Origin of the sequence: Mesobacillus maritimus (assembly GCF_044803185.1) — a bacterium.
Lineage (GTDB): Bacteria > Bacillota > Bacilli > Bacillales > Cytobacillaceae > Mesobacillus_B > Mesobacillus_B maritimus_B.
This window is the reverse complement of record NZ_CP085225.1, coordinates 4079054-4098341: the sequence shown is the minus strand read 5'-3', so window position 1 is coordinate 4098341 and position 19288 is coordinate 4079054. Positions and strand designations below refer to the sequence as shown.

Genomic DNA, 19288 nt, shown 5'->3' with positions numbered 1-19288 from the left:
TTGAAACAGTGTAAATGAATTTTGATCAACTTATTGAAGAAGCAACCCAAAAAAAGAACAAACAGACAATTGCGATTGCTGCAGCTACAGCACCCGACATATTGGAGGCTGTAGCGAAGGCTATTGAGGTAGGATTGGCTGATTTTCTTTTAGTTGGAAACAAACCAGAAATTGAAAGCATTCTAAAAGAGATTCATCCAGGTTTAATTGAAAATCCGGGGATTGAAATTATCCATATAGAATCAGATGAAGAAGCGGCATTCTTTGCTGTTAAATCTGTTCGCGAGAAAAAAGCACAGGTGTTAATGAAGGGCAATCTTGCGACCTCTATTATATTGAAAGCGGTTTTAAATAAGGAAATTGGGTTAAGGTCGGGGAAAGTACTATCACATGTTGCGGTATTTGAAATACCCAATTATAAAAAATGGATTTTATTGACGGATGCTGCCATGAATATTGCTCCTGACCTCGAACAAAAGGCAGAAATTATTCGGAATGCGGTGTCAGTTGCCAACGCAATTGGGATTAATACACCAAAGGTTGCGCCGCTTGCAGCTGTTGAGCTGGTCAATCCAGCCATGAGTGCTACTATTGATGCTGCTGTTTTGACCCAAATGAATAGAAGGGGCCAAATTGCAAATTGTATCGTGGATGGTCCGCTCGCACTCGATAATGCCATTTCAGCCTTAGCTGCAAAACATAAAGGCGTTAAAGGGGAGATAGCGGGGGATGCCGATATTTTATTAGTCCCGGCAATTGAAGTAGGAAATGTCTTATATAAGTCTCTTGTTTACTTTGCAAACGCCAAGGTGGGAGCGGTGCTAGCTGGTGCGGCTGCGCCTATTGTTTTAACGTCAAGAACTGATTCAGCAGAAAGTAAGTTATATTCTCTTGCGCTTGCTATTGAATCTGTGTCTAACATTGATGACTTAGGATAATTTTGGGAGGGAATCATATGGAAATTTTTACTTACCTTGAACAGTACGATTATGAACAATTAGTTTTTTGTCAGGATAAACAGTCAGGTTTGAAAGCGATTATTGCTATTCATGATACAACATTAGGCCCTGCTCTTGGAGGGACCCGTATGTGGACTTATGCTTCAGAGGAAGCTGCAATTGAAGATGCCCTTCGCCTCGCAAAGGGGATGACTTATAAAAATGCTGCTGCAGGATTAAATCTAGGTGGCGGTAAAACGGTTATCATTGGCGATCCGCGAAAGGATAAAAATGAGGAAATGTTCCGGGCGTTTGGACGTTATATTCAAGGCCTAAATGGACGATATATTACTGCTGAAGATGTTGGTACAACTGTTGCTGATATGGATCTAATTCACGAGGAAACAGACTATGTAACAGGAATTTCCCCAGCGTTCGGGTCTTCAGGGAATCCGTCCCCTGTAACGGCTTATGGTGTTTATCGCGGGATGAAGGCGGCTGCAAAAGAAGCCTTTGGAACTGATAGTCTAGAAGGCAAAGTGATCGCCGTACAGGGCGTAGGAAATGTTGCTTATAATCTATGCCGCCATTTACATGAAGAAGGTGCGCAGCTAATTGTAACCGATATTAATAAAGAAGCAGTTCAGAGGGCTGCAGAGGAATTCGGTGCTACAGTTGTTAACCCAGATGAAATCTATGGCGTTAATTGTGATATCTATGCTCCGTGTGCACTTGGGGCTGTTATTAATGATGAGACGATTCCACAAATCAAAGCAAAGGTTATTGCTGGTGCCGCTAATAATCAGCTAAAAGATACAAAACATGGTGATGTTATTCATGAGATGGGGATTGTTTATGCCCCGGATTATGTCATAAATGCTGGTGGAGTAATTAATGTAGCGGATGAACTATATGGGTATAACCAAGAACGTGCCCTTAAGAAGGTAGAGCAGATATACACAAATATTGCAAAGGTTATTGAAATTGCCAAGCGGGACCAAATCCCGACTTACATGGCTGCAGACAGAATGGCTGAGGAAAGAATTGCGAGAATGCGTAACTCACGCAGTCAGTTCTTACAAAATGGTCATCACATCTTAAGTCGACGTTAATTTTTGCTGCTATAAATGGGTTTAATCTAATATTTCATCCCTTTTAATTCGCTAGGGTAAGGAGTCTTACCTTGTTAATTCAACTGGAGGTTTAATAAATTGCATCATATGGAGTATCGAATCCTTGCTATTAATCCTGGGTCAACATCAACAAAGATTGGAGTATTTACGAACGAAGTACCGCTTTTCGAACAAACAATTCGTCATGATAGTGAAACCATAAACACGTTTGAAAACATCATTGATCAATATGAGTTTCGTAAAGCCACAATATTAGAAACACTCGATACTCAGGGGATCAATGTTTCAAAGTTAAATGCTGTGTGTGGACGCGGGGGCCTTCTGCGTCCCATACAAGGTGGGACATATGCTGTAAATGCAGCCATGTTAGATGACCTTGAAATGGGTTACTCTGGACAACATGCCTCCAATTTAGGGGGGATTCTAGCTTATGAAATTGCAAGCGCCTTAAATATCCCATCCTATATTGTTGACCCGGTCGTCGTGGATGAACTGGACGAAATTGCAAGGGTCTCTGGTTTCTCCCTAATTAAACGAAAAAGCATTTTTCATGCGCTTAATCAAAAAGCTGTTGCCCGTCGTGTGGCCAGTGAATTAGGAAGAAAATATGATGAACTAAATCTGATTATTGCTCATTTGGGTGGAGGTATTACGGTGGGTGTTCATAAAAATGGTCGAGTCATTGATGTTAACAATGGGCTTAATGGAGACGGACCTTTCAGTCCAGAGCGAGCAGGGACAGTTCCGGCCGGAGATCTTGTAAACTTATGTTTTTCTGGAGAATACTACCGTGACGAAATCCTAAAGAAACTAGTTGGGCAAGGGGGGCTTGTCGGTTATCTAGGGACAAACGACGCCATCAAGGTTGAACAAATGATTCGAAATGGAAATGAAGAAGCGAGGCTCGTTTATTCTGCTATGGCCTATCAGGTTGCGAAGGAAATTGGTGCTGCTAGTGCAGTTATCTATGGAAAAGTTGATGCAATCGTTCTAACGGGGGGGCTTGCATTTGGAAAAGAATTTGTGAATGAAATATCCGAACGAGTCAATTGGATTGCCGATGTCATTGCTCACCCCGGGGAAAATGAATTGCAGGCACTTGCAGAAGGAGCATTACGGGTGTTACGTGGAGAAGAGGAAGGGAAAAATTACCCGGGTTAGAATGAAATGCTTATAATAGGAGGACATTATGGCTGAAGAATATGACTTAGTAGTTTTAGGTGGTGGCACGGGCGGCTATGTTGCAGCAATCAGGGCTTCACAACTTGGGTTAAAAACAGCAATTGTGGAAAAAGCGAAACTAGGTGGTACTTGTCTACATCAGGGGTGTATCCCGAGTAAAGCTCTTCTCCGAAGTGCGGAAGTATTTTCAACAGCAAAACATAGTGAAGAGTTTGGGATTGTTACTGGTGAAGTGAAAGTTCAGTTTGATAAAGTTCAAGAGCGGAAAAATCGAATTGTTGAGCAATTGCATAAAGGCGTACAGCATTTAATGAAACAAGGGAAAATAGATGTGTATCAAGGATTAGGAAGGATTCTAGGTCCCTCCATTTTCTCACCTATGCCAGGGACTATTTCAGTTGAAATGAACAATGGTCAGGATAACGAGATGCTTATCCCTAAAAATGTTATCATCGCAACAGGCTCAAGACCAAGGACACTGCCTGGCCTTGAGGTGGATGGGAAATTAATCCTTACTTCGGATGAAGCACTGGTCCTAGAGCAATTGCCTAAATCCATACTCATTGTTGGCGGTGGAGTTATCGGGATTGAATGGGCCTCAATGATGTGTGACTTTGGGGTTGAAGTTACGGTTATTGAATATGCAGACCGCATTCTCCCAACTGAAGATAAGGATATATCACGTGAAATGCAACGTTTGCTGAAGAAAAAGGGAATAAAAATTATTACTGGTGCGAAGGTACTGCCAGAAACTCTCCAAAAAGGGAATGATGTCAGCATTCGGGCAGAGCTTGCTAGTGGCGAGAAGGAGTTTCGAGCGGAGAGACTATTGGTATCGGTGGGACGCCAGGCGAATGTCGAGGGGATTGGTATGGAAAATACTGAAATCCAGGTTGAGAAAGGCACCATCGTAACAAATGAATTTTATCAGACAAAAGAATCTCATATATATGCGATTGGTGATTGTATTGGAGGGTTACAGCTGGCACATGTTGCATCCCATGAGGGGATTTGTGCCGTTGAGCATATTGCCGGAAACAATCCTCATCCAATCAATTATTCGCTCGTACCAAAATGTATATACAGTTCTCCAGAAGCATCAAGTGTAGGGCTAACGGAAGAAGAAGCGAAGGAAAAAGGCTTTCAGGTAAAGACAGGAAAGTTTCCATTTAAAGCGATTGGCAAGGCACTCGTGTTTGGGGAGTCAAATGGATTTGTAAAGATAGTGGCTGACAAAGAGACAGATGATCTTCTTGGGGTACATATGATTGGACCTCATGTTACAGATATGATTTCAGAAGCAGGACTTGCAAAGGTTTTAGACGCCACACCTTGGGAAATCGCAAAAACGATTCACCCACACCCTACCCTATCTGAAGCGATAGGCGAGGCGGCCTTAGCAGTAGATGGGAAAGCAATACACGCATAAGTTCCATCGTTTATTGGTGATTGGTAGATAAAATGGACTGATATTAGGGAGGTAAAAGAATGGTTGAAAACCGTCATCGGATACTTGGTTTAAGTGATGACCAGGTGTTGGAAATGTATGAAACAATGCTTCTTGCCCGCCGGATTGATGAGCGGATGTGGCTTTTAAACCGTGCAGGGAAAATTCCTTTTGTGATTTCCTGTCAAGGACAGGAGGCGGCCCAGATTGGTGCTGCTTTCGCCCTGGACCGTGAAAAAGATTATGTTCTTCCTTATTATCGTGACCTAGGTGTTGTTTTAGCCTTTGGAATGACACCTAAAGAAATTATGTTGTCAGGATTTGCGAAAGCAGAAGACCCTAACTCTGGTGGAAGGCAAATGCCAGGTCACTTTGGTCAGAAAAAGAATCGAATCGTTACTGGTTCTTCCCCGGTAACCACGCAGGTTCCACACGCTGTTGGGGTGGCGTTAGCAGGTAAAATGCAGGGGGAAAATATAGTTGCTTATACTAGTTTTGGAGAAGGCTCTTCCAACCAGGGAGATTTTCATGAAGGAGCAAACTTTGCTGGTGTGCATAAATTGCCTGTTATTTTTATGTGCGAAAACAATAAATACGCAATCTCAGTGCCACTTGAAAAGCAACTAGCATGCGAAAAGGTTTCTGACCGAGCCATTGGTTATGGGATGCCGGGCTTTACAGTCGATGGGAATGACCCTCTTGAGGTTTATAAAGCTGTGAAAGAGGCTGCTGAACGTGGACGGAGAGGAGAAGGGCCTACATTAATTGAAACAATCTCCTACCGATTAACACCTCATTCCTCAGACGATGATGACCGGAGTTATCGCGCACCAGATGAAGTGGCACAGGCTAAAACGAAGGACCCTCTCATCACCTTTGCAGCTTATTTGAAGGAGACCGGGGTACTAGATGATGAGAAGGAAAAAGAAGTTGATGAGAAAATAATGGAACTGGTTAACGAGGCAACTGATTATGCGGAGAATGCACCGTATGCGGAACCGGAGCTAGCATTAAAATATGTTTACGCTGAAGAGTAAGGGGGAACGAATATGGCGGTCATTTCTTATATAGAGGCAGTCACACAGGCAATTAGGGAAGAAATGGAAAGAGATTCAAAGGTTTTTGTCCTCGGAGAAGACGTGGGTAAAAAGGGTGGCGTTTTTAAGGCAACGGCAGGACTCTATGAAAAATTTGGTGAACAACGTGTCATTGATACCCCCTTAGCGGAATCCGCTATTGCAGGTGTCGGTATTGGGGCAGCGATGTATGGAATGAGGCCCATTGCGGAGATGCAATTTGCTGATTTTATCATGCCTGCGGTCAACCAAATTATTTCTGAAGCGGCAAGAATTCGCTACCGTTCTAATAATGACTGGAATTGTCCAATGGTGATAAGGGCTCCTTATGGTGGAGGAATTCATGGTGCATTGTATCATTCGCAGTCGGTAGAGGCGATATTTGCCAATCAACCAGGATTAAAAATTGTTATGCCTTCCACTCCTTATGATGTTAAGGGCTTGCTAAAGGCAGCGATTCGAGACGATGATCCTGTATTGTTTTTTGAGCACAAGCGAGCTTACCGCTTAATCAAGGGGGAAGTTCCAAGTGATGATTATGTTCTTCCAATTGGAAAGGCAGATGTAAAGCGAAAAGGGGAGGATATTACCGTGATCACTTACGGTTTATGTGTTCATTTTGCCCTGCAAGCTGCCGAGAGACTAGCAAAAGACGGGATCTCCGCCCATATTCTTGATCTCCGAACGGTTTATCCTTTGGATAAAGAGGCCATTATCGAGGCTGCTTCAAAGACGGGTAAGGTCCTACTTTTAACAGAGGATAATAAAGAAGGGAGCATCATGAGTGAGGTTTCTGCTATTATTGCAGAAAATTGCTTATTTGAGTTAGATGCCCCAATTAAGCGACTAGCAGGACCGGATGTTCCGGCCATGCCGTATGCACCGACCATGGAAAAATTCTTTATGGTTAATCCTGATAAAGTTGAAAAAGCAATGAGAGAGCTTGCAGAATTCTGATAGTGAGGAGGACGATCCATTGGCAGTTGAACAAATCACGATGCCTCAGCTTGGGGAAAGTGTAACGGAAGGGACCATTAGTAAGTGGCTTGTTGGACCAGGTGATAAAGTAAAGAAATATGACCCATTAGCGGAGGTCATGACAGATAAGGTAAATGCGGAGATTCCTTCCTCCTTCTCAGGAACGATTAAAGAATTAATCGCGAACGAAGGAGATACGTTGTCAGTTGGTGAAGTGATTTTACTGATTGAGGTAGAAGGTAGCGACAATGTAACTCGTGAAACAGAGCAAGTAATGACTGTTGAAAATAAAGAAAATACATTGGAAGCTACCTCTGCAAATGAAACACAAAGGAGTAGGAACAAAGGGGTTAATAGTGGAAGGTATTCACCTGCTGTTCTTAAGCTTTCGCAAGAGCATGGAATCGACCTTTCTCTTGTCGATGGAAGTGGAGCAGGAGGAAGAATTACGAGAAAAGATTTAATGAAAATCATTGAATCTGATAGTATTCCTAGGGCTACTCCGGGTGAATCAAAACGAGAACCTGAAAAAGAGACACAGACCGTTAAGGTGGATAAATCTGAATCGCCAACTACTACAACTCCACCCCAAACACAAACAGCCGCTATCCCAGTTGGAACTGGTGATATTGAAATACCAGTAACTGGTATAAGGAAGGCTATCGCGACAAACATGATGAGGAGTAAGCAAGAGGTTCCCCATGCATGGACAATGGTTGAGGTAGACGTAACCAACCTAGTAGAATATCGTAATAGTTTAAAGGATTCTTTTAAACAGAAGGAAGGCTTCAACCTCACTTTCTTTGCTTTTTTTGTAAAAGCAGCAGCACAAGCTCTAAAAGAGTTCCCAGAAATAAACTCGATGTGGGCTGGAGATAAAATTATTCAGAAGAGAGATATTAATATCTCCATTGCCGTGGCAACCGATAATGCTCTGTTCGTTCCGGTGATAAAAAATGCTGACGAGAAAACTATTAAAGGGATTGCCCGCGAGATTACGGAACTTGCTGAAAAGGTTCGGTCAGGTAAACTTCGTTCAGAAGATATGCAGGGTGGAACGTTTACGGTCAACAACACAGGGTCTTTTGGATCTGTTCAGTCCATGGGCATCATTAATTATCCACAGGCTGCAATTTTGCAAGTAGAATCGATTGTTAAACGACCTATCGTGGTTAATAATGGGATGATTGCCGTCAGAGATATGGTAAACCTTTGCATGTCTCTTGACCATCGCATTCTAGATGGGCTAGTGTGTGGCCGCTTCCTACAGCGTGTAAAGGAAATTTTAGAAGGCACTTCAAAAGACAAGACCCCAATCTATTAAGGAAGTAAAGCATTACATTATACAATAGCTTATAAGAGAGATCCATTCCCTTTATAAGCTATTGTGTAAGTAGTGCTTTTTTTGACTGTGTTAAAGATAGTTGTTGATTTGACGCGTTGATTGGAGCGGAAATCAACCTTCACATTCACCCAGTAGAATAGCTTTATTGCCAGTTTAGCGTATGTATACTAAAATGAATGTAGAATAGTTAGAATTTTTTTATTTATTATTCCCATAAAAGAGAGGAGGGACATACTGTCCTTTTTTAAGGGGGCAGTAGCTCTTATGAAACTTGAGAATATGAAAGAAATATCATTCCCAATTAGCACCACGAATGACTGGGCTAATAAAGCGGAAGAGTCTTTAAAGGGCAAAAGTATTGAAACCCTTTACAAAGCTACATATGAGAATATTCTAATTAAGCCCCTCTATACAAAGGAGGATATGGACCCGAACGGTTTATCCCAATTTCCAGGAGAGTCCAACTATAGTCGAGGAATTGAAAGAGTGAGGTACAAACGGAAAAGCTGGTATATTGCGAATAAATTACCCTATAAAAACCTTAACCAGCTAATAGAAAAATCTCGAGTGGCTTTTTCAGCAGGACAAAATGCTCTAGCATTTGACGTAACAGAGGAATTGTTTTCAGATAGAGCTAGCTTAAAAGAGCTTCTTAAAGAATTTGCCGATTTAGGACCAGTGAGTATTCATACAAAAGAATTTTTCGGTCCTTTTTTGGATGTAGTCTTAGAATTACAAAATGAAACAAGAAGGATGACTGGTTTTCTTGGTTCTGACCCTATTGCGGAGGCAGCAACTAAAGGCAGTTTTAATCTGGGAGAGAAAGAGACCTTTCAACAATGGATTGAAGTCATTGAGAAAGCGGATTCATCGTTGCCAGATGTCAAAACAATCCTGGTTGATACGACTCCCTATCAGAATAGTGGTGCTAATGCTGTTCAGGAATTGGGCATTGCGCTTGCGACAGGTGTTTTCTATGTACAAAAGCTACTTGATCACGGCTGGGAATTAGAGAAAGCTCTAAAAAAAATCGTCTTTCATTTTGCTGTTGGCGCAAACTTTTTCATGGAGACTGCTAAGCTTAGGGCAGCGCGGATTCTATGGGATAAGGCTATGGAAGCCTATGGAGCTGATGTGGAGTTACGGAAAATGGTGATTTCCGCAGAAACCTCCCAATTGACCAAAACTGTTTATGACCCATATGTAAACTTGCTACGTGCTGGAAATGAAGCTTTTTCTGCTGTCCTAGGTGGGGTTCAGTATTTGAGCGTAGGCACACTTGATGAGGCAGCCGGAGAAAGCTCAGCTTTTTCAGAGCGAATCGCTCGTAATACACAGTTAATTCTTAGAGCAGAAGCTCACCTCGAAAAAGTCGCTGACCCAGCTGGGGGTTCCTATTATGTTGAGACTCTCACTAAGGAAATAGCTAAAAAAGCGTGGGGACTTTTCCTTGAACTAGATAACCATGGAGGAATTGTGGAAGAGTTAAAAGCGAACCGCTTACAAAAGAACATCTCTGAAGTGAGAGCTCAAAGGGAAAAAGATGTGTTTATGAGGAAACAAAGTATCATTGGTACAAATGTATATGCGAATGTTGCCGAAAAGGCAAGTTTGATTGGTAAAAGTCGAGTGGTTCCATCCTCAGAAACGTTCGAAAGACTTGAGACTAAGAGAATTGCAGAACCTTACGAACTTCTCCGCAATAAAGCTTGGGAAATAGGTGAGAAAAGCGGAGCCCATCCAGCAGTTGGCTTAATCTGTCTTGGAGACTTAAAAAACCATAAGGCTCGTGCAGATTTCATTCATGGATTTTTGGCAGCAGGTGGAATTGAAGCCTCTAGAAGTGATGAATTAAAGGGTTCTGAGGCTGTCATTGAGTTTATTAAGTCAACTGGTTTAAAACAGTACTGTATATGTGGGGATAATAGTCAGTATGCAGAATTTGGAGTAACCCTTGTGAGAGAAATAAAATTGAAATTTCCTGAAATTGGTCTTAGTCTTGCTGGCAAACCCGATGCAGCAATGAGTGAGGAACTTTCCGAAGCTGGGATTCAACAATTTTATCATCTTCGTAGCAATAACTATGAAATTCTTGCTAATCTATTGAATGAAATGGAGGTGGCTCTCGGTGTCGAAAAAGCCTGATTTTAGCACAGTCTCTCTTTTTGCAGAAGAAAAGCCATTGTCCACAGAGGATTTGAAGAGCAAAGTAGAGGCAGAAATTAGTCAGTCCATTGATGAACTGCTCTTTGATACAAACGAGGGAATTAAGTTGAAGCCGCTTTATACGAAAGAAGATCTGGAAGGCATAACCCATGTAGATGACAAGCCGGGCTTGTCTCCGTATACACGTGGGCCCTACCCAACGATGTATGTAAATCGACCTTGGACGGTGAGGCAATATGCCGGATTCTCAACAGCAGAGGAAAGCAATGCCTTCTATCGTCGAAACCTTGCGATGGGGCAAAAGGGTCTATCCGTTGCCTTTGATTTAGCAACACACCGTGGATATGATTCTGATCATCCTCGAGTTGTTGGTGATGTTGGAAAAGCAGGAGTAGCGATTGACTCCATTTTAGATATGAAGATTTTATTTGATGGGATTCCACTCGATCAGATGTCTGTTTCGATGACGATGAATGGGGCTGTTCTTCCGATTATGGCCTTTTATATCGTAACAGCCGAAGAACAGGGAGTCTCACAAGAAAAATTGTCAGGAACGATTCAAAACGATATTTTAAAAGAATATATGGTAAGAAATACGTACATTTACCCACCAGAGATGTCGATGAAAATTATTGCAGATATTTTTGAATACACTTCCAACTATATGCCAAAGTTCAACAGCATTAGTATTTCAGGTTATCATATGCAAGAAGCAGGAGCTCCAGCTGATATTGAGCTTGCTTATACGCTTGCGGATGGTCTTGAATATGTCAGAACAGGTTTAAAGGCCGGTATCGATATTGATTCCTTTGCGCCTAGATTGTCGTTCTTCTGGGCTGTTGGGATGAATTATTTCATGGAAGTTGCAAAAATGCGGGCAGCTCGCCAAATATGGGCGAAGATGATGAAATCTTTTAATCCGAAGAATCCAAAATCTATGGCACTGCGAACTCACTCGCAAACGTCTGGTTGGAGTCTGACAGAACAAGATCCATATAATAATGTTATTCGTACCTTAGTTGAAGCACATGCTGCAGCAATGGGGCATACACAATCTCTCCACACGAATGCTCTTGATGAGGCAATTGCTTTGCCAACGGATTTCTCAGCGCGCATTGCTCGTAATACCCAGTTGTTTTTACAAGAAGAATCAGGCATTACAAATGTTATTGATCCATGGGGCGGAAGTTATTATGTTGAGTCCTTAACAAAAGAATTAGTGGACCGTGCCTGGAGTCATATTGAAGAAATTGAAGAGCTAGGTGGAATGGCGAAGGCAATCGAGACAGGGCTTCCAAAAATGAAAATTGAAGAGGCTGCAGCGCGTCGTCAGGCACAAATTGATTCCGGAAAAGAAACGATTATCGGGGTTAACCAATATCAAACTACTGAAGAGGAACCATTGGAAATTCTGGATATTGATAATACCGCCGTTCGATTAAAGCAAATTGAAAGATTAGAACAATTAAAGGCAACTCGTGACCAAGATAAAGTTAAAGACGCATTAGAAGCACTTACTGCAGCAGCAGAGTCTGGGAAAGGGAACCTTTTAGAGCTTGCTGTTCAAGCAGCCAGGGTTAGAGCCACTTTAGGTGAAATTTCTGATGCGGTTGAGAAAGCGGCTGGAAGGCACAAAGCCACTATTCGCTCAATCACGGGGGTTTATAGCTCCTCCTATTCCAATGAGGATGAAATGGCTGTCGTTAAACAAATGACCGAAGAGTTCCTCGAGAATGAAGGAAGAAGACCGAGAATCTTAATTGCCAAAATGGGACAGGATGGTCATGACCGTGGTGCTAAAGTCGTCGCAACGGCATTTGCAGACCTTGGCTTTGATGTCGATATTGGCCCACTGTTTCAAACACCTGAAGAAACAGCCTTGCAAGCGGTAGAAAATGATGTCCATGTTATTGGAATCAGCTCATTAGCAGCTGGGCACAAAACGCTTGTTCCTCAGCTTGTTAACGAGTTGAAGAAGTTAGGACGTGAAGATATTTTAATCGTTGTAGGCGGTGTCATTCCAGCGAAGGATTACCAATACCTTTATGACCAAGGGGCTAGCGCGATATTTGGTCCAGGAACGGTTATACCAGTTTCGGCCCAAAAAGTTATTAAATCTATTTACGAACGGTTAGGGTATGAGGAAGTGACTCCTTAAATGGGAAGGTTTATAAAAAAAACAAACCGTAGAGACGTTGATGCAATGGCGCTTGCTGAGGATATTCTTGAAGGAAATAGAATATCCTTGGCGCGTGGTATTACGCTTGTAGAAAGTAATTCAGAGCATCATTTCCACGAAGCACAAAAAATGCTTGAAAAGGTACTGCCGCAAACTGGAAGGGCAATCCGAATCGGAATTACTGGTGTTCCAGGTGCAGGGAAAAGCACCTTTATTGAAGCCTTTGGTAGCTTTCTTTGCAGCAAAGGTTTAAAGGTTGCTGTACTTGCTGTAGATCCAACCTCTAGTTTGACTGGGGGTAGCATCTTGGGAGATAAAACCCGAATGGAAAGGTTAGCAAGAAATCCTAAAGCATTTATTCGGCCATCTCCATCTGGAGGGAAGTTAGGCGGTGTTCACCGTAAAACGAGAGAAACCATGCTCTTGTGCGAGGCAGCTGGTTTTGATGTTATTTTAGTCGAAACCGTTGGTGTCGGCCAGAGTGAAGTCATTGTCAGAGATATGGTTGACTTTTTTATGCTCCTTGTTTTAACTGGTGCAGGTGATGAACTCCAAGGTATGAAGAAGGGCATTATGGAATTGGCGGATGCGGTCATTATTAATAAAGCAGATGGAGCTAATGAGGTTGCAGCTAAGAAGACCAAAGGGGAATATAATCGAATCCTCCATTTTCTACAACCCGCTACAAAGGGCTGGGAAACAAAGGCGTTAACCTGTTCCTCACTTAAAGAAACCGGGATTTCAGAAATATGGGAATTGATCTTAACGTTTGAAAGAACCACAAAGGATTCAGGTGTCTTTTTAGATCGCAGGCGACTGCAAATGAAAGAATGGATTCATTCCATGATTGTCGATCAATTGCAAATGAGCTTCTTTCATGATGCAAGAATCAAAAGTCTGCTCCCGAAAATTGAAAATGAAGTGATATCCGGAAGTAGAGCCGTGGCAGCAGCTGTGGACGAGCTGTTCAATGTTTATCATCAAAGGGATTAGTATAATAAAAATGTATTGTAGTGAGAGGCGTTGATCAGTTCTCTTGAACTAACTACTGTAATTTCTGGTATGAAAATAACTGCAGAATTAAATCGTTAATTTATCTTTACTTCGGGCGTGAATTCCTTTGGGGTTCACGCTTGTTTTTTTCTATAAAATAGAAATGTGTTTGGCTTACATATTGTTGAGAGCACGGCTCAAGGACAAAACAACTGGGAAAAGGAAAGAAAGTGTCCATGAGACCCCCGCTCAAGGACAAAACAACTAGGGAAAGGAAAGAAAGTGTCTATGAGAGCACGGCTCAAGGACAAAACAACTGGGAAAAGGAAAGAAAATGTCCATGAGACCCCTGCTCAAGGACAAAACAATTAGGAAAAGGAAAGAAAATGTCCATGAGAGCAACGCTCAAGGACAAAACAACTGTGAAAAGGAAAGAAAGTGTCTATGAGAGCAACGCTCAAGGACCAAACAACTAGGAAAAGGAAAGAAAGTGTCTATGAGAGCACCGCTCAAGGACAAAATGACATGGAAAAGGAAAGAAAGTGTCCTTGAGAGCACCGCTCAAGGACAAAACGACATGGAAAAGGAAAGAAAGTGTCCTTGAGAGCGCCGCTCAAGGACAAAATGACATGGAAAAGGAAAGAAAGTGTCCATGAGACCCCGGCTCAAGGACAAAACAATTAGGAAAAGGAAAGAAAATGTCCATGAGAGCAACGCTCAAGGACAAAACAACTAGGAAAAGGAAAGAAAGTGTTCATGAGACCCCTGCTCAAGGACAAAACAACTGTGAAAAGGAAAGAAAGTGTCCATGAGACCCCCGCTCAAGGACAAAACAACTAGGGAAAGGAAAGAAAGTGTCTATGAGAGCACGGCTCAAGGACAAAACAACTGGGAAAAGGAAAGAAAGTGTCCATGAGACCCCCGCTCAAGGACAAAACAACTAGGGAAAGGAAAGAAAGTGTCTATGAGAGCACCGCTCAAGGACAAAACAACTGGGAAAAGGAAAGAAAATGTCCATGAGAGCACCGCTCAAGGACAAAATGACATGGAAAAGGAAAGAAAGTGTCCTTGAGAGCACCGCTCAAGGACAAAACAACTGGGAAAAGGAAAGAAAGTGTCCTTGAGAGCACCGCTCTAGGACAAAACGACATGTTTTTCTTTAGAGTAATCATCCTCTGAGTTTTCGAATAGACCAGCAGACTGTGAGCTATCAACTATAGCTAAAACAAAAAAAGGACAGCGCAACATGCGCTGTCTTTCATCTAGGGAGTTTAGGGGTATGGATCTAGCTGTAATGTTACTATTCCCGAATCTGGAAAAGGTAAACTTCTTTTTCAAAAAAAAGTTTAGAGTTTGAAAAAATCATCTGTATCTTGGTATGATATAAGTATGTTTATAACATAAACCTACTAGAAGGAGTGATAATTGGTGAGTATGGACTTTAATTTTTTTATGAATGATGTTGTTCGCCAAGCACGTCAAGAAATTAGTGCTACAGGATATAAAGAGTTAACGACACCGGAAGAAGTGGAGGAAACTCTTACGAAAAAAGGGACAACACTAGTTATGGTGAATTCAGTGTGTGGTTGTGCAGGTGGAATCGCTCGTCCTGCAGCAGCTCATGCTTTGCATTATGATAAACGCCCAGACCAACTCGTTACGGTGTTTGCGGGGCAGGATAAAGAAGCAACTGAAAAAGCACGTAGCTTTTTCACCGGTTATCCACCATCCTCTCCATCTTTTGCCCTGCTAAAAGACGGAGAAATTGTGACGATGATTGAACGTCATGATATTGAAGGGCATGACCCAATGGCCGTTGTTCAGAAGCTTCAGCAAGCTTTCGAACAATATTGTGAAGAAGTTTAAGGATTTAGCCAACTAAATAAAATTTCTGTTAGAATAAAAAGATGATTATCTAAAATCATCTTTTTATTTTTGGGAGAATATAAGCAAATGAATTTTAAAATTGGTTACCGTACCCTTAAAACTGCTTTGGGAACAGCTCTTGCCATTATTTTAGCTCAGTATTTAGGACTGCAAAATTTCACATCCGCAGGGATATTAACCATCCTTTGTATTAAAGTGACTAAAAAAAGGTCATTACGTGCTTCATGGGATCGTATTCTAGCCTGCCTGATTGCGATGTTTTTTTCATCTGTATTTTTCGAACTCATTGGTTATCATCCTTTTGTTATTGGACTCCTGCTTCTTGTCTTCATTCCGGTTGCCGTTATGGCCAGGGCAGAAGATGGGATTGTTTCTAGCAGTGTTATTATGCTACATATTTATTCCGCCGGACAGGTTACTTCTAGTTTGTTATTAAACGAGCTAGGGATAGTACTTATAGGGATTGGAATCGCACTTATGATGAATCTATATATGCCAAGTGCTGATGCAAAGCTAGAAGAGTACCAGATAAAGATTGAAGATAACTTCAAAAAAATCTTCACCGAAATCGCTGTTTTTTTACGTAATGGTGAAAGTAACTGGGGAGGAGAGGAGTTGACAGAAACGGCTGCATGGTTAGAGAAGGCAAAAGCACTTGCATCACAAGATGTTGAGAATAATTTATTGCGTAATGAAAATTTATATTATCAATATTTTAAGATTCGTGAAAAACAATTTGAAATCATCGAAAGAGTGCTTCCATCGGTTACGTCAATTCCTCATCAGGTGGAACAAGGTCATTTGATTGCAGAGTTTGTAGAGCAACTTTCCAAGGCGGTTAAACCAGGGAATACTGTCATTTATTATCTTGAAAAATTGTACAGGATGAGGACCGAATTTGAAGGGATGTCACTACCAAAAACAAGGGAAGAGTTTGAAGCTCGGGCGGCTCTTCTGCATTTTGTTAATGAAATGGAACAATATCTGCTGTTAAAACGTTCGTTTAAGGGATTAAAAAATCCAGAGGAAACGAATCAGAATGCTAGTGAGGTAGTAAACTAAGGGAAAAGCAGGAAGGTGATACGGTTGAAAGGTCTTATCGTCGCCATTCTCTTAGTTGTTTCACCAATATGGCCATTAGGTTCTACCCCCCTCCCTGGAGACCCATTTCTAATCATAAATAAAAAAACAAATGAAGTAGCTTTTATTAATGAAAACCGAGTTCAAACTGTTGTAAGTGCTGCTACTGGGAAGACAGGGGAAATGACGCCTGAAGGTTTGTTCACTGTTACGGTTAAAGCGGTTAATCCTTATTATAGAAAAAAAGATATTCCAGGTGGAGATCCTCGTAATCCATTGGGGAAACGATGGATCGGTTTTGATGCAAAGGATACTGATGGGCGAATATACGGTATTCATGGTACGAACGATCCAACCTCTATCGGGAAGTATATTTCGCAAGGATGCATTAGATTGCAAAATGAAGCGGTAGTATCTTTGTTTGATTATATTCCTATTGGTACGAAAATACTTGTTATCACTACCAACAAGAGTTTTCAACAGTTAGCAACAGAATATGGAGCGATTGAATAGCAAAAAGGACTGTTCCCCACGGAACAGTCCTTTCTTATTAGTAGAATATAATTTAGATCTTAAATTTGATTATAGAAAAGCTGCTATCCCCGTAAAGAGTGTAGAGGCAAGCATCGCAAATAGCATGACGTAAATGATGATCTTACGGGTTTTTCTTTTACCCAAGTGTCATTCTCCTTTCGAAAATTGCTCATCGTTCTAGTTACTATACTACATCTGAATGACAGTTTGTTCAACACCTTATTTTGCAGGAATATGACGATTTATAGCGAATATAGAGAGTATTGAGTAAATTCACTTTTCATAGATGGAGGGAACTAGATGATTAAAAAGATTGACCATATTGGTATAGCGGTTAAATCCCTTGAACAAGCCCTTCCTTTTTATACGGAAGTCTTGCAGCTGCCTTTATTAGGGATTGAAGAGGTTGAAAGCGAGATGATTCGTGTAGCTTTTTTAAAGATTGGTGAATCAAAAATTGAATTGCTTGAACCCACTTCTGAGGAGAGCACGGTAGCGCGCTATATTGAAAAACGGGGCGAAGGCATTCATCATGTGGCCGTTGGAGTGGACTCCATTCAGGAGAGAATCAATGAAATGAAAGAAAAAGGGGTAAGAATGATCCAGGAAAAGCCAAAAACAGGAGCGGGCAATGCATTGGTTGCATTCATGCATCCTAAGTCGGCTGGAGGCGTTCTCGTTGAGCTTTGTGAAAAGAAGGGAAAGGAAGGAATAATAAAATGACGGACATCTATGAAAAAATAAATGAGCTTTATGACCGTAGACGGGAAATTGAACTTGGCGGTGGAGATGAGCGGATTGATAAGCAACATGAAAAGGGAAAACTAACCGCCAGAGAAAGAATTGATTTGCTAGTCGATCCTGGTAGTTTTGTTGAATTAAATCCATTTATCGAGCATCGGTCTGTTGACTTTGGACTAGAAAATCAAAAGGGTCCAGGAGATGGTGTTGTAACCGGATATGGAAAAGTCAATGGTCGTCCTATTTATTTATTCTCTCAGGATTTCACTGTGTTTGGTGGTGCTCTAGGAGAAATGCATGCCCATAAAATTGCCACAGTGATGGACCTTGCTGCTAAAAACGGAGCGCCCTTTGTTGGGTTAAATGACTCTGGAGGGGCAAGAATTCAAGAGGGCGTTGTTTCTCTAGATGGTTACGGACAAATCTTTTACCGAAATTCAATTTACTCGGGAGTTATTCCGCAGATATCTGTTATTATGGGGCCTTGTGCAGGTGGTGCGGTTTATTCGCCAGCGATTACAGACTTTGTTTTCATGGTTGAAAAAACAAGCCAGATGTTCATAACAGGTCCAAAGGTAATTGAAACCGTGACAGGTGAAAAAATATCTGCTGAGGACCTTGGTGGAGCAAAGGTACATAACACGGTAAGTGGCAATGCCCATTTTCGAGCAGAAACCGAGCCTGAGATTTTAGAAATGGTTCGAGCACTTCTAAGTTATTTGCCGCAGAGTCAGGAGGAAAAACCACCTAGACTTGAAGTTGACAATGAGGATGATTATCGCCCTGATTTGACAGATCAAATTCCATTCGATGCCGTCAGACCCTATGATGTTCGGATTGTAATTGAACAAGTGGTTGATGCCAATTCTTTTATGGAAATCCAAAAAGATTTTGCACGAAATATTGTAATTGGTCTTGCGCGAGTAAAAGGAGAAGTGGTGGGTCTTGTTTGCAACCAGCCGAAATTTATGGCAGGTGGTCTTGATATCGATTCCTCCGATAAGGCTTCTCGATTTATTCGTTTTTGTGACTCTTTCAATATCCCAATCATTACCTTTGAAGACGTCACTGGATTTTTCCCAGGGATTAAGCAGGAGCATGGTGGTATTATTCGTCATGGTGCAAAAATTCTCTATGCTTATTCAGAGGCAACCGTTCCAAAGCTGACCATCATTTTGAGAAAGGCTTATGGCGGTGCTTATGTGGCCTTAAACAGTAAATCGATTGGAGCTGACCTAGTGTTTGCTTGGCCAAATGCAGAAATTGCCGTTATGGGTCCTCAAGGAGCAGCCAATATTATCTTTGCTAAGGAAATCCAAAATAGTGCTGACCCAGAAGCAACCAGACAACAAAAAATCGATGAGTATCGCGAAAAGTTTGCGAACCCGTATGTGGCTGCGAGTAGAGGGATGGTCGATGACGTAATTGATCCAAGAGAAACAAGAATTAAAATTATTCAATCCCTTGAGATGTTACGTACGAAAAAAGAAAGCCGTCCAAAGAAAAAACATGGGAACATTCCATTGTAACTGATTCATATCTAAAGTTTGCTTAGGTGAAAGTTACAAATGTATACTGTTATGGTATATACATAAACTTGGAGGTCTCA

Annotated in this window: 16 protein-coding genes; 15 read left to right on the top strand and 1 reads right to left on the bottom strand. The window is 41.6% G+C overall.

The window, feature by feature from the left end:
- The first annotated feature begins 14 nt into the window (after positions 1-14).
- The 13 genes from yqiS (at position 15) to LG336_RS19790 (ending at position 16917) form a co-directional block, all read left to right on the top strand.
- Complete coding sequence (gene yqiS, locus LG336_RS19850) at positions 15-938, top strand: phosphate butyryltransferase (protein WP_404329212.1); 924 nt, start codon at positions 15-17, stop codon at positions 936-938.
- A gap of 17 nt (positions 939-955) precedes the next feature.
- A complete protein-coding gene (gene bcd, locus LG336_RS19845) occupies positions 956-2050 on the top strand; it encodes a branched-chain amino acid dehydrogenase (protein ID WP_404329211.1) in 1095 nt (364 codons plus the stop codon).
- Positions 2051-2158: 108 nt separating this feature from the next.
- Positions 2159-3232 carry a butyrate kinase gene (buk, locus tag LG336_RS19840; RefSeq protein ID WP_404333233.1) on the top strand — a complete coding sequence of 358 codons (1074 nt, stop codon included), beginning with the start codon at positions 2159-2161 and terminating at the stop codon, positions 3230-3232.
- A gap of 28 nt (positions 3233-3260) precedes the next feature.
- Positions 3261-4682: a dihydrolipoyl dehydrogenase gene (gene lpdA / locus LG336_RS19835; protein WP_404329210.1), complete on the top strand. Its 1422-nt coding sequence runs from the start codon at positions 3261-3263 to the stop codon at positions 4680-4682.
- Positions 4683-4741: 59 nt separating this feature from the next.
- Positions 4742-5737, top strand: coding sequence for a thiamine pyrophosphate-dependent dehydrogenase E1 component subunit alpha (locus LG336_RS19830; protein WP_404329209.1), 996 nt, complete (start codon positions 4742-4744; stop codon positions 5735-5737).
- Positions 5738-5749: 12 nt separating this feature from the next.
- A complete protein-coding gene (locus tag LG336_RS19825; RefSeq protein ID WP_404329208.1) occupies positions 5750-6733 on the top strand; it encodes an alpha-ketoacid dehydrogenase subunit beta in 984 nt (327 codons plus the stop codon).
- Between the two features lie 19 nt (positions 6734-6752).
- Positions 6753-8078 (top strand): dihydrolipoamide acetyltransferase family protein, encoded by a 1326-nt coding sequence (locus LG336_RS19820; RefSeq protein WP_404329207.1) that lies wholly within the window; start codon positions 6753-6755, stop codon positions 8076-8078.
- Between the two features lie 285 nt (positions 8079-8363).
- Positions 8364-10244, top strand: coding sequence for a methylmalonyl-CoA mutase family protein (locus tag LG336_RS19815; protein ID WP_404329206.1), 1881 nt, complete (start codon positions 8364-8366; stop codon positions 10242-10244).
- Complete coding sequence (scpA, locus tag LG336_RS19810; protein ID WP_404329205.1) at positions 10228-12423, top strand: methylmalonyl-CoA mutase; 2196 nt, start codon at positions 10228-10230, stop codon at positions 12421-12423. The genes LG336_RS19815 and scpA overlap by 17 nt, the downstream gene beginning before the upstream one ends.
- The gene (meaB, locus tag LG336_RS19805; RefSeq protein WP_404329204.1) at positions 12424-13437 is read left to right on the top strand and encodes a methylmalonyl Co-A mutase-associated GTPase MeaB; all 1014 of its coding nucleotides are present in this window, start codon (positions 12424-12426) and stop codon (positions 13435-13437) included.
- A 1428-nt stretch (positions 13438-14865) separates the two neighbouring features.
- Complete coding sequence (locus LG336_RS19800) at positions 14866-15303, top strand: BrxA/BrxB family bacilliredoxin (protein ID WP_404329203.1); 438 nt, start codon at positions 14866-14868, stop codon at positions 15301-15303.
- Between the two features lie 87 nt (positions 15304-15390).
- The gene (locus tag LG336_RS19795) at positions 15391-16386 is read left to right on the top strand and encodes an aromatic acid exporter family protein (RefSeq protein WP_404329202.1); all 996 of its coding nucleotides are present in this window, start codon (positions 15391-15393) and stop codon (positions 16384-16386) included.
- Between the two features lie 24 nt (positions 16387-16410).
- Positions 16411-16917 carry a L,D-transpeptidase gene (locus LG336_RS19790; RefSeq protein WP_404329201.1) on the top strand — a complete coding sequence of 169 codons (507 nt, stop codon included), beginning with the start codon at positions 16411-16413 and terminating at the stop codon, positions 16915-16917.
- A 69-nt stretch (positions 16918-16986) separates the two neighbouring features.
- Here LG336_RS19790 and prli42 read toward each other — a convergent pair whose 3' ends face one another.
- Positions 16987-17082 (bottom strand): stressosome-associated protein Prli42, encoded by a 96-nt coding sequence (gene prli42, locus LG336_RS19785; protein WP_170843842.1) that lies wholly within the window; start codon positions 17080-17082, stop codon positions 16987-16989.
- A gap of 156 nt (positions 17083-17238) precedes the next feature.
- On the opposite strand from prli42, the gene mce reads away from it, so the two are divergent.
- Together mce and LG336_RS19775 are read left to right on the top strand one after the other, a co-directional pair.
- The gene (gene mce, locus LG336_RS19780) at positions 17239-17661 is read left to right on the top strand and encodes a methylmalonyl-CoA epimerase (RefSeq protein WP_404329200.1); all 423 of its coding nucleotides are present in this window, start codon (positions 17239-17241) and stop codon (positions 17659-17661) included.
- On the top strand, positions 17658-19208 hold the full coding sequence (locus tag LG336_RS19775) for an acyl-CoA carboxylase subunit beta (protein ID WP_404329199.1): 1551 nt from the start codon (positions 17658-17660) through the stop codon (positions 19206-19208). Before mce ends, LG336_RS19775 begins: the two co-directional genes overlap by 4 nt.
- Positions 19209-19288 lie beyond the last annotated feature (80 nt).

Coding starts and splice junctions, on each gene's coding strand:
- yqiS (WP_404329212.1), top strand. CDS start 15: ATGAATTTTGATCAACTTATTGAAGAAGCAACCCAAAAAAAGAACAAA.
- bcd (WP_404329211.1), top strand. CDS start 956: ATGGAAATTTTTACTTACCTTGAACAGTACGATTATGAACAATTAGTT.
- buk (WP_404333233.1), top strand. CDS start 2,159: ATGGAGTATCGAATCCTTGCTATTAATCCTGGGTCAACATCAACAAAG.
- lpdA (WP_404329210.1), top strand. CDS start 3,261: ATGGCTGAAGAATATGACTTAGTAGTTTTAGGTGGTGGCACGGGCGGC.
- LG336_RS19830 (WP_404329209.1), top strand. CDS start 4,742: ATGGTTGAAAACCGTCATCGGATACTTGGTTTAAGTGATGACCAGGTG.
- LG336_RS19825 (WP_404329208.1), top strand. CDS start 5,750: ATGGCGGTCATTTCTTATATAGAGGCAGTCACACAGGCAATTAGGGAA.
- LG336_RS19815 (WP_404329206.1), top strand. CDS start 8,364: ATGAAACTTGAGAATATGAAAGAAATATCATTCCCAATTAGCACCACG.
- meaB (WP_404329204.1), top strand. CDS start 12,424: ATGGGAAGGTTTATAAAAAAAACAAACCGTAGAGACGTTGATGCAATG.
- LG336_RS19795 (WP_404329202.1), top strand. CDS start 15,391: ATGAATTTTAAAATTGGTTACCGTACCCTTAAAACTGCTTTGGGAACA.
- mce (WP_404329200.1), top strand. CDS start 17,239: ATGATTAAAAAGATTGACCATATTGGTATAGCGGTTAAATCCCTTGAA.
- LG336_RS19775 (WP_404329199.1), top strand. CDS start 17,658: ATGACGGACATCTATGAAAAAATAAATGAGCTTTATGACCGTAGACGG.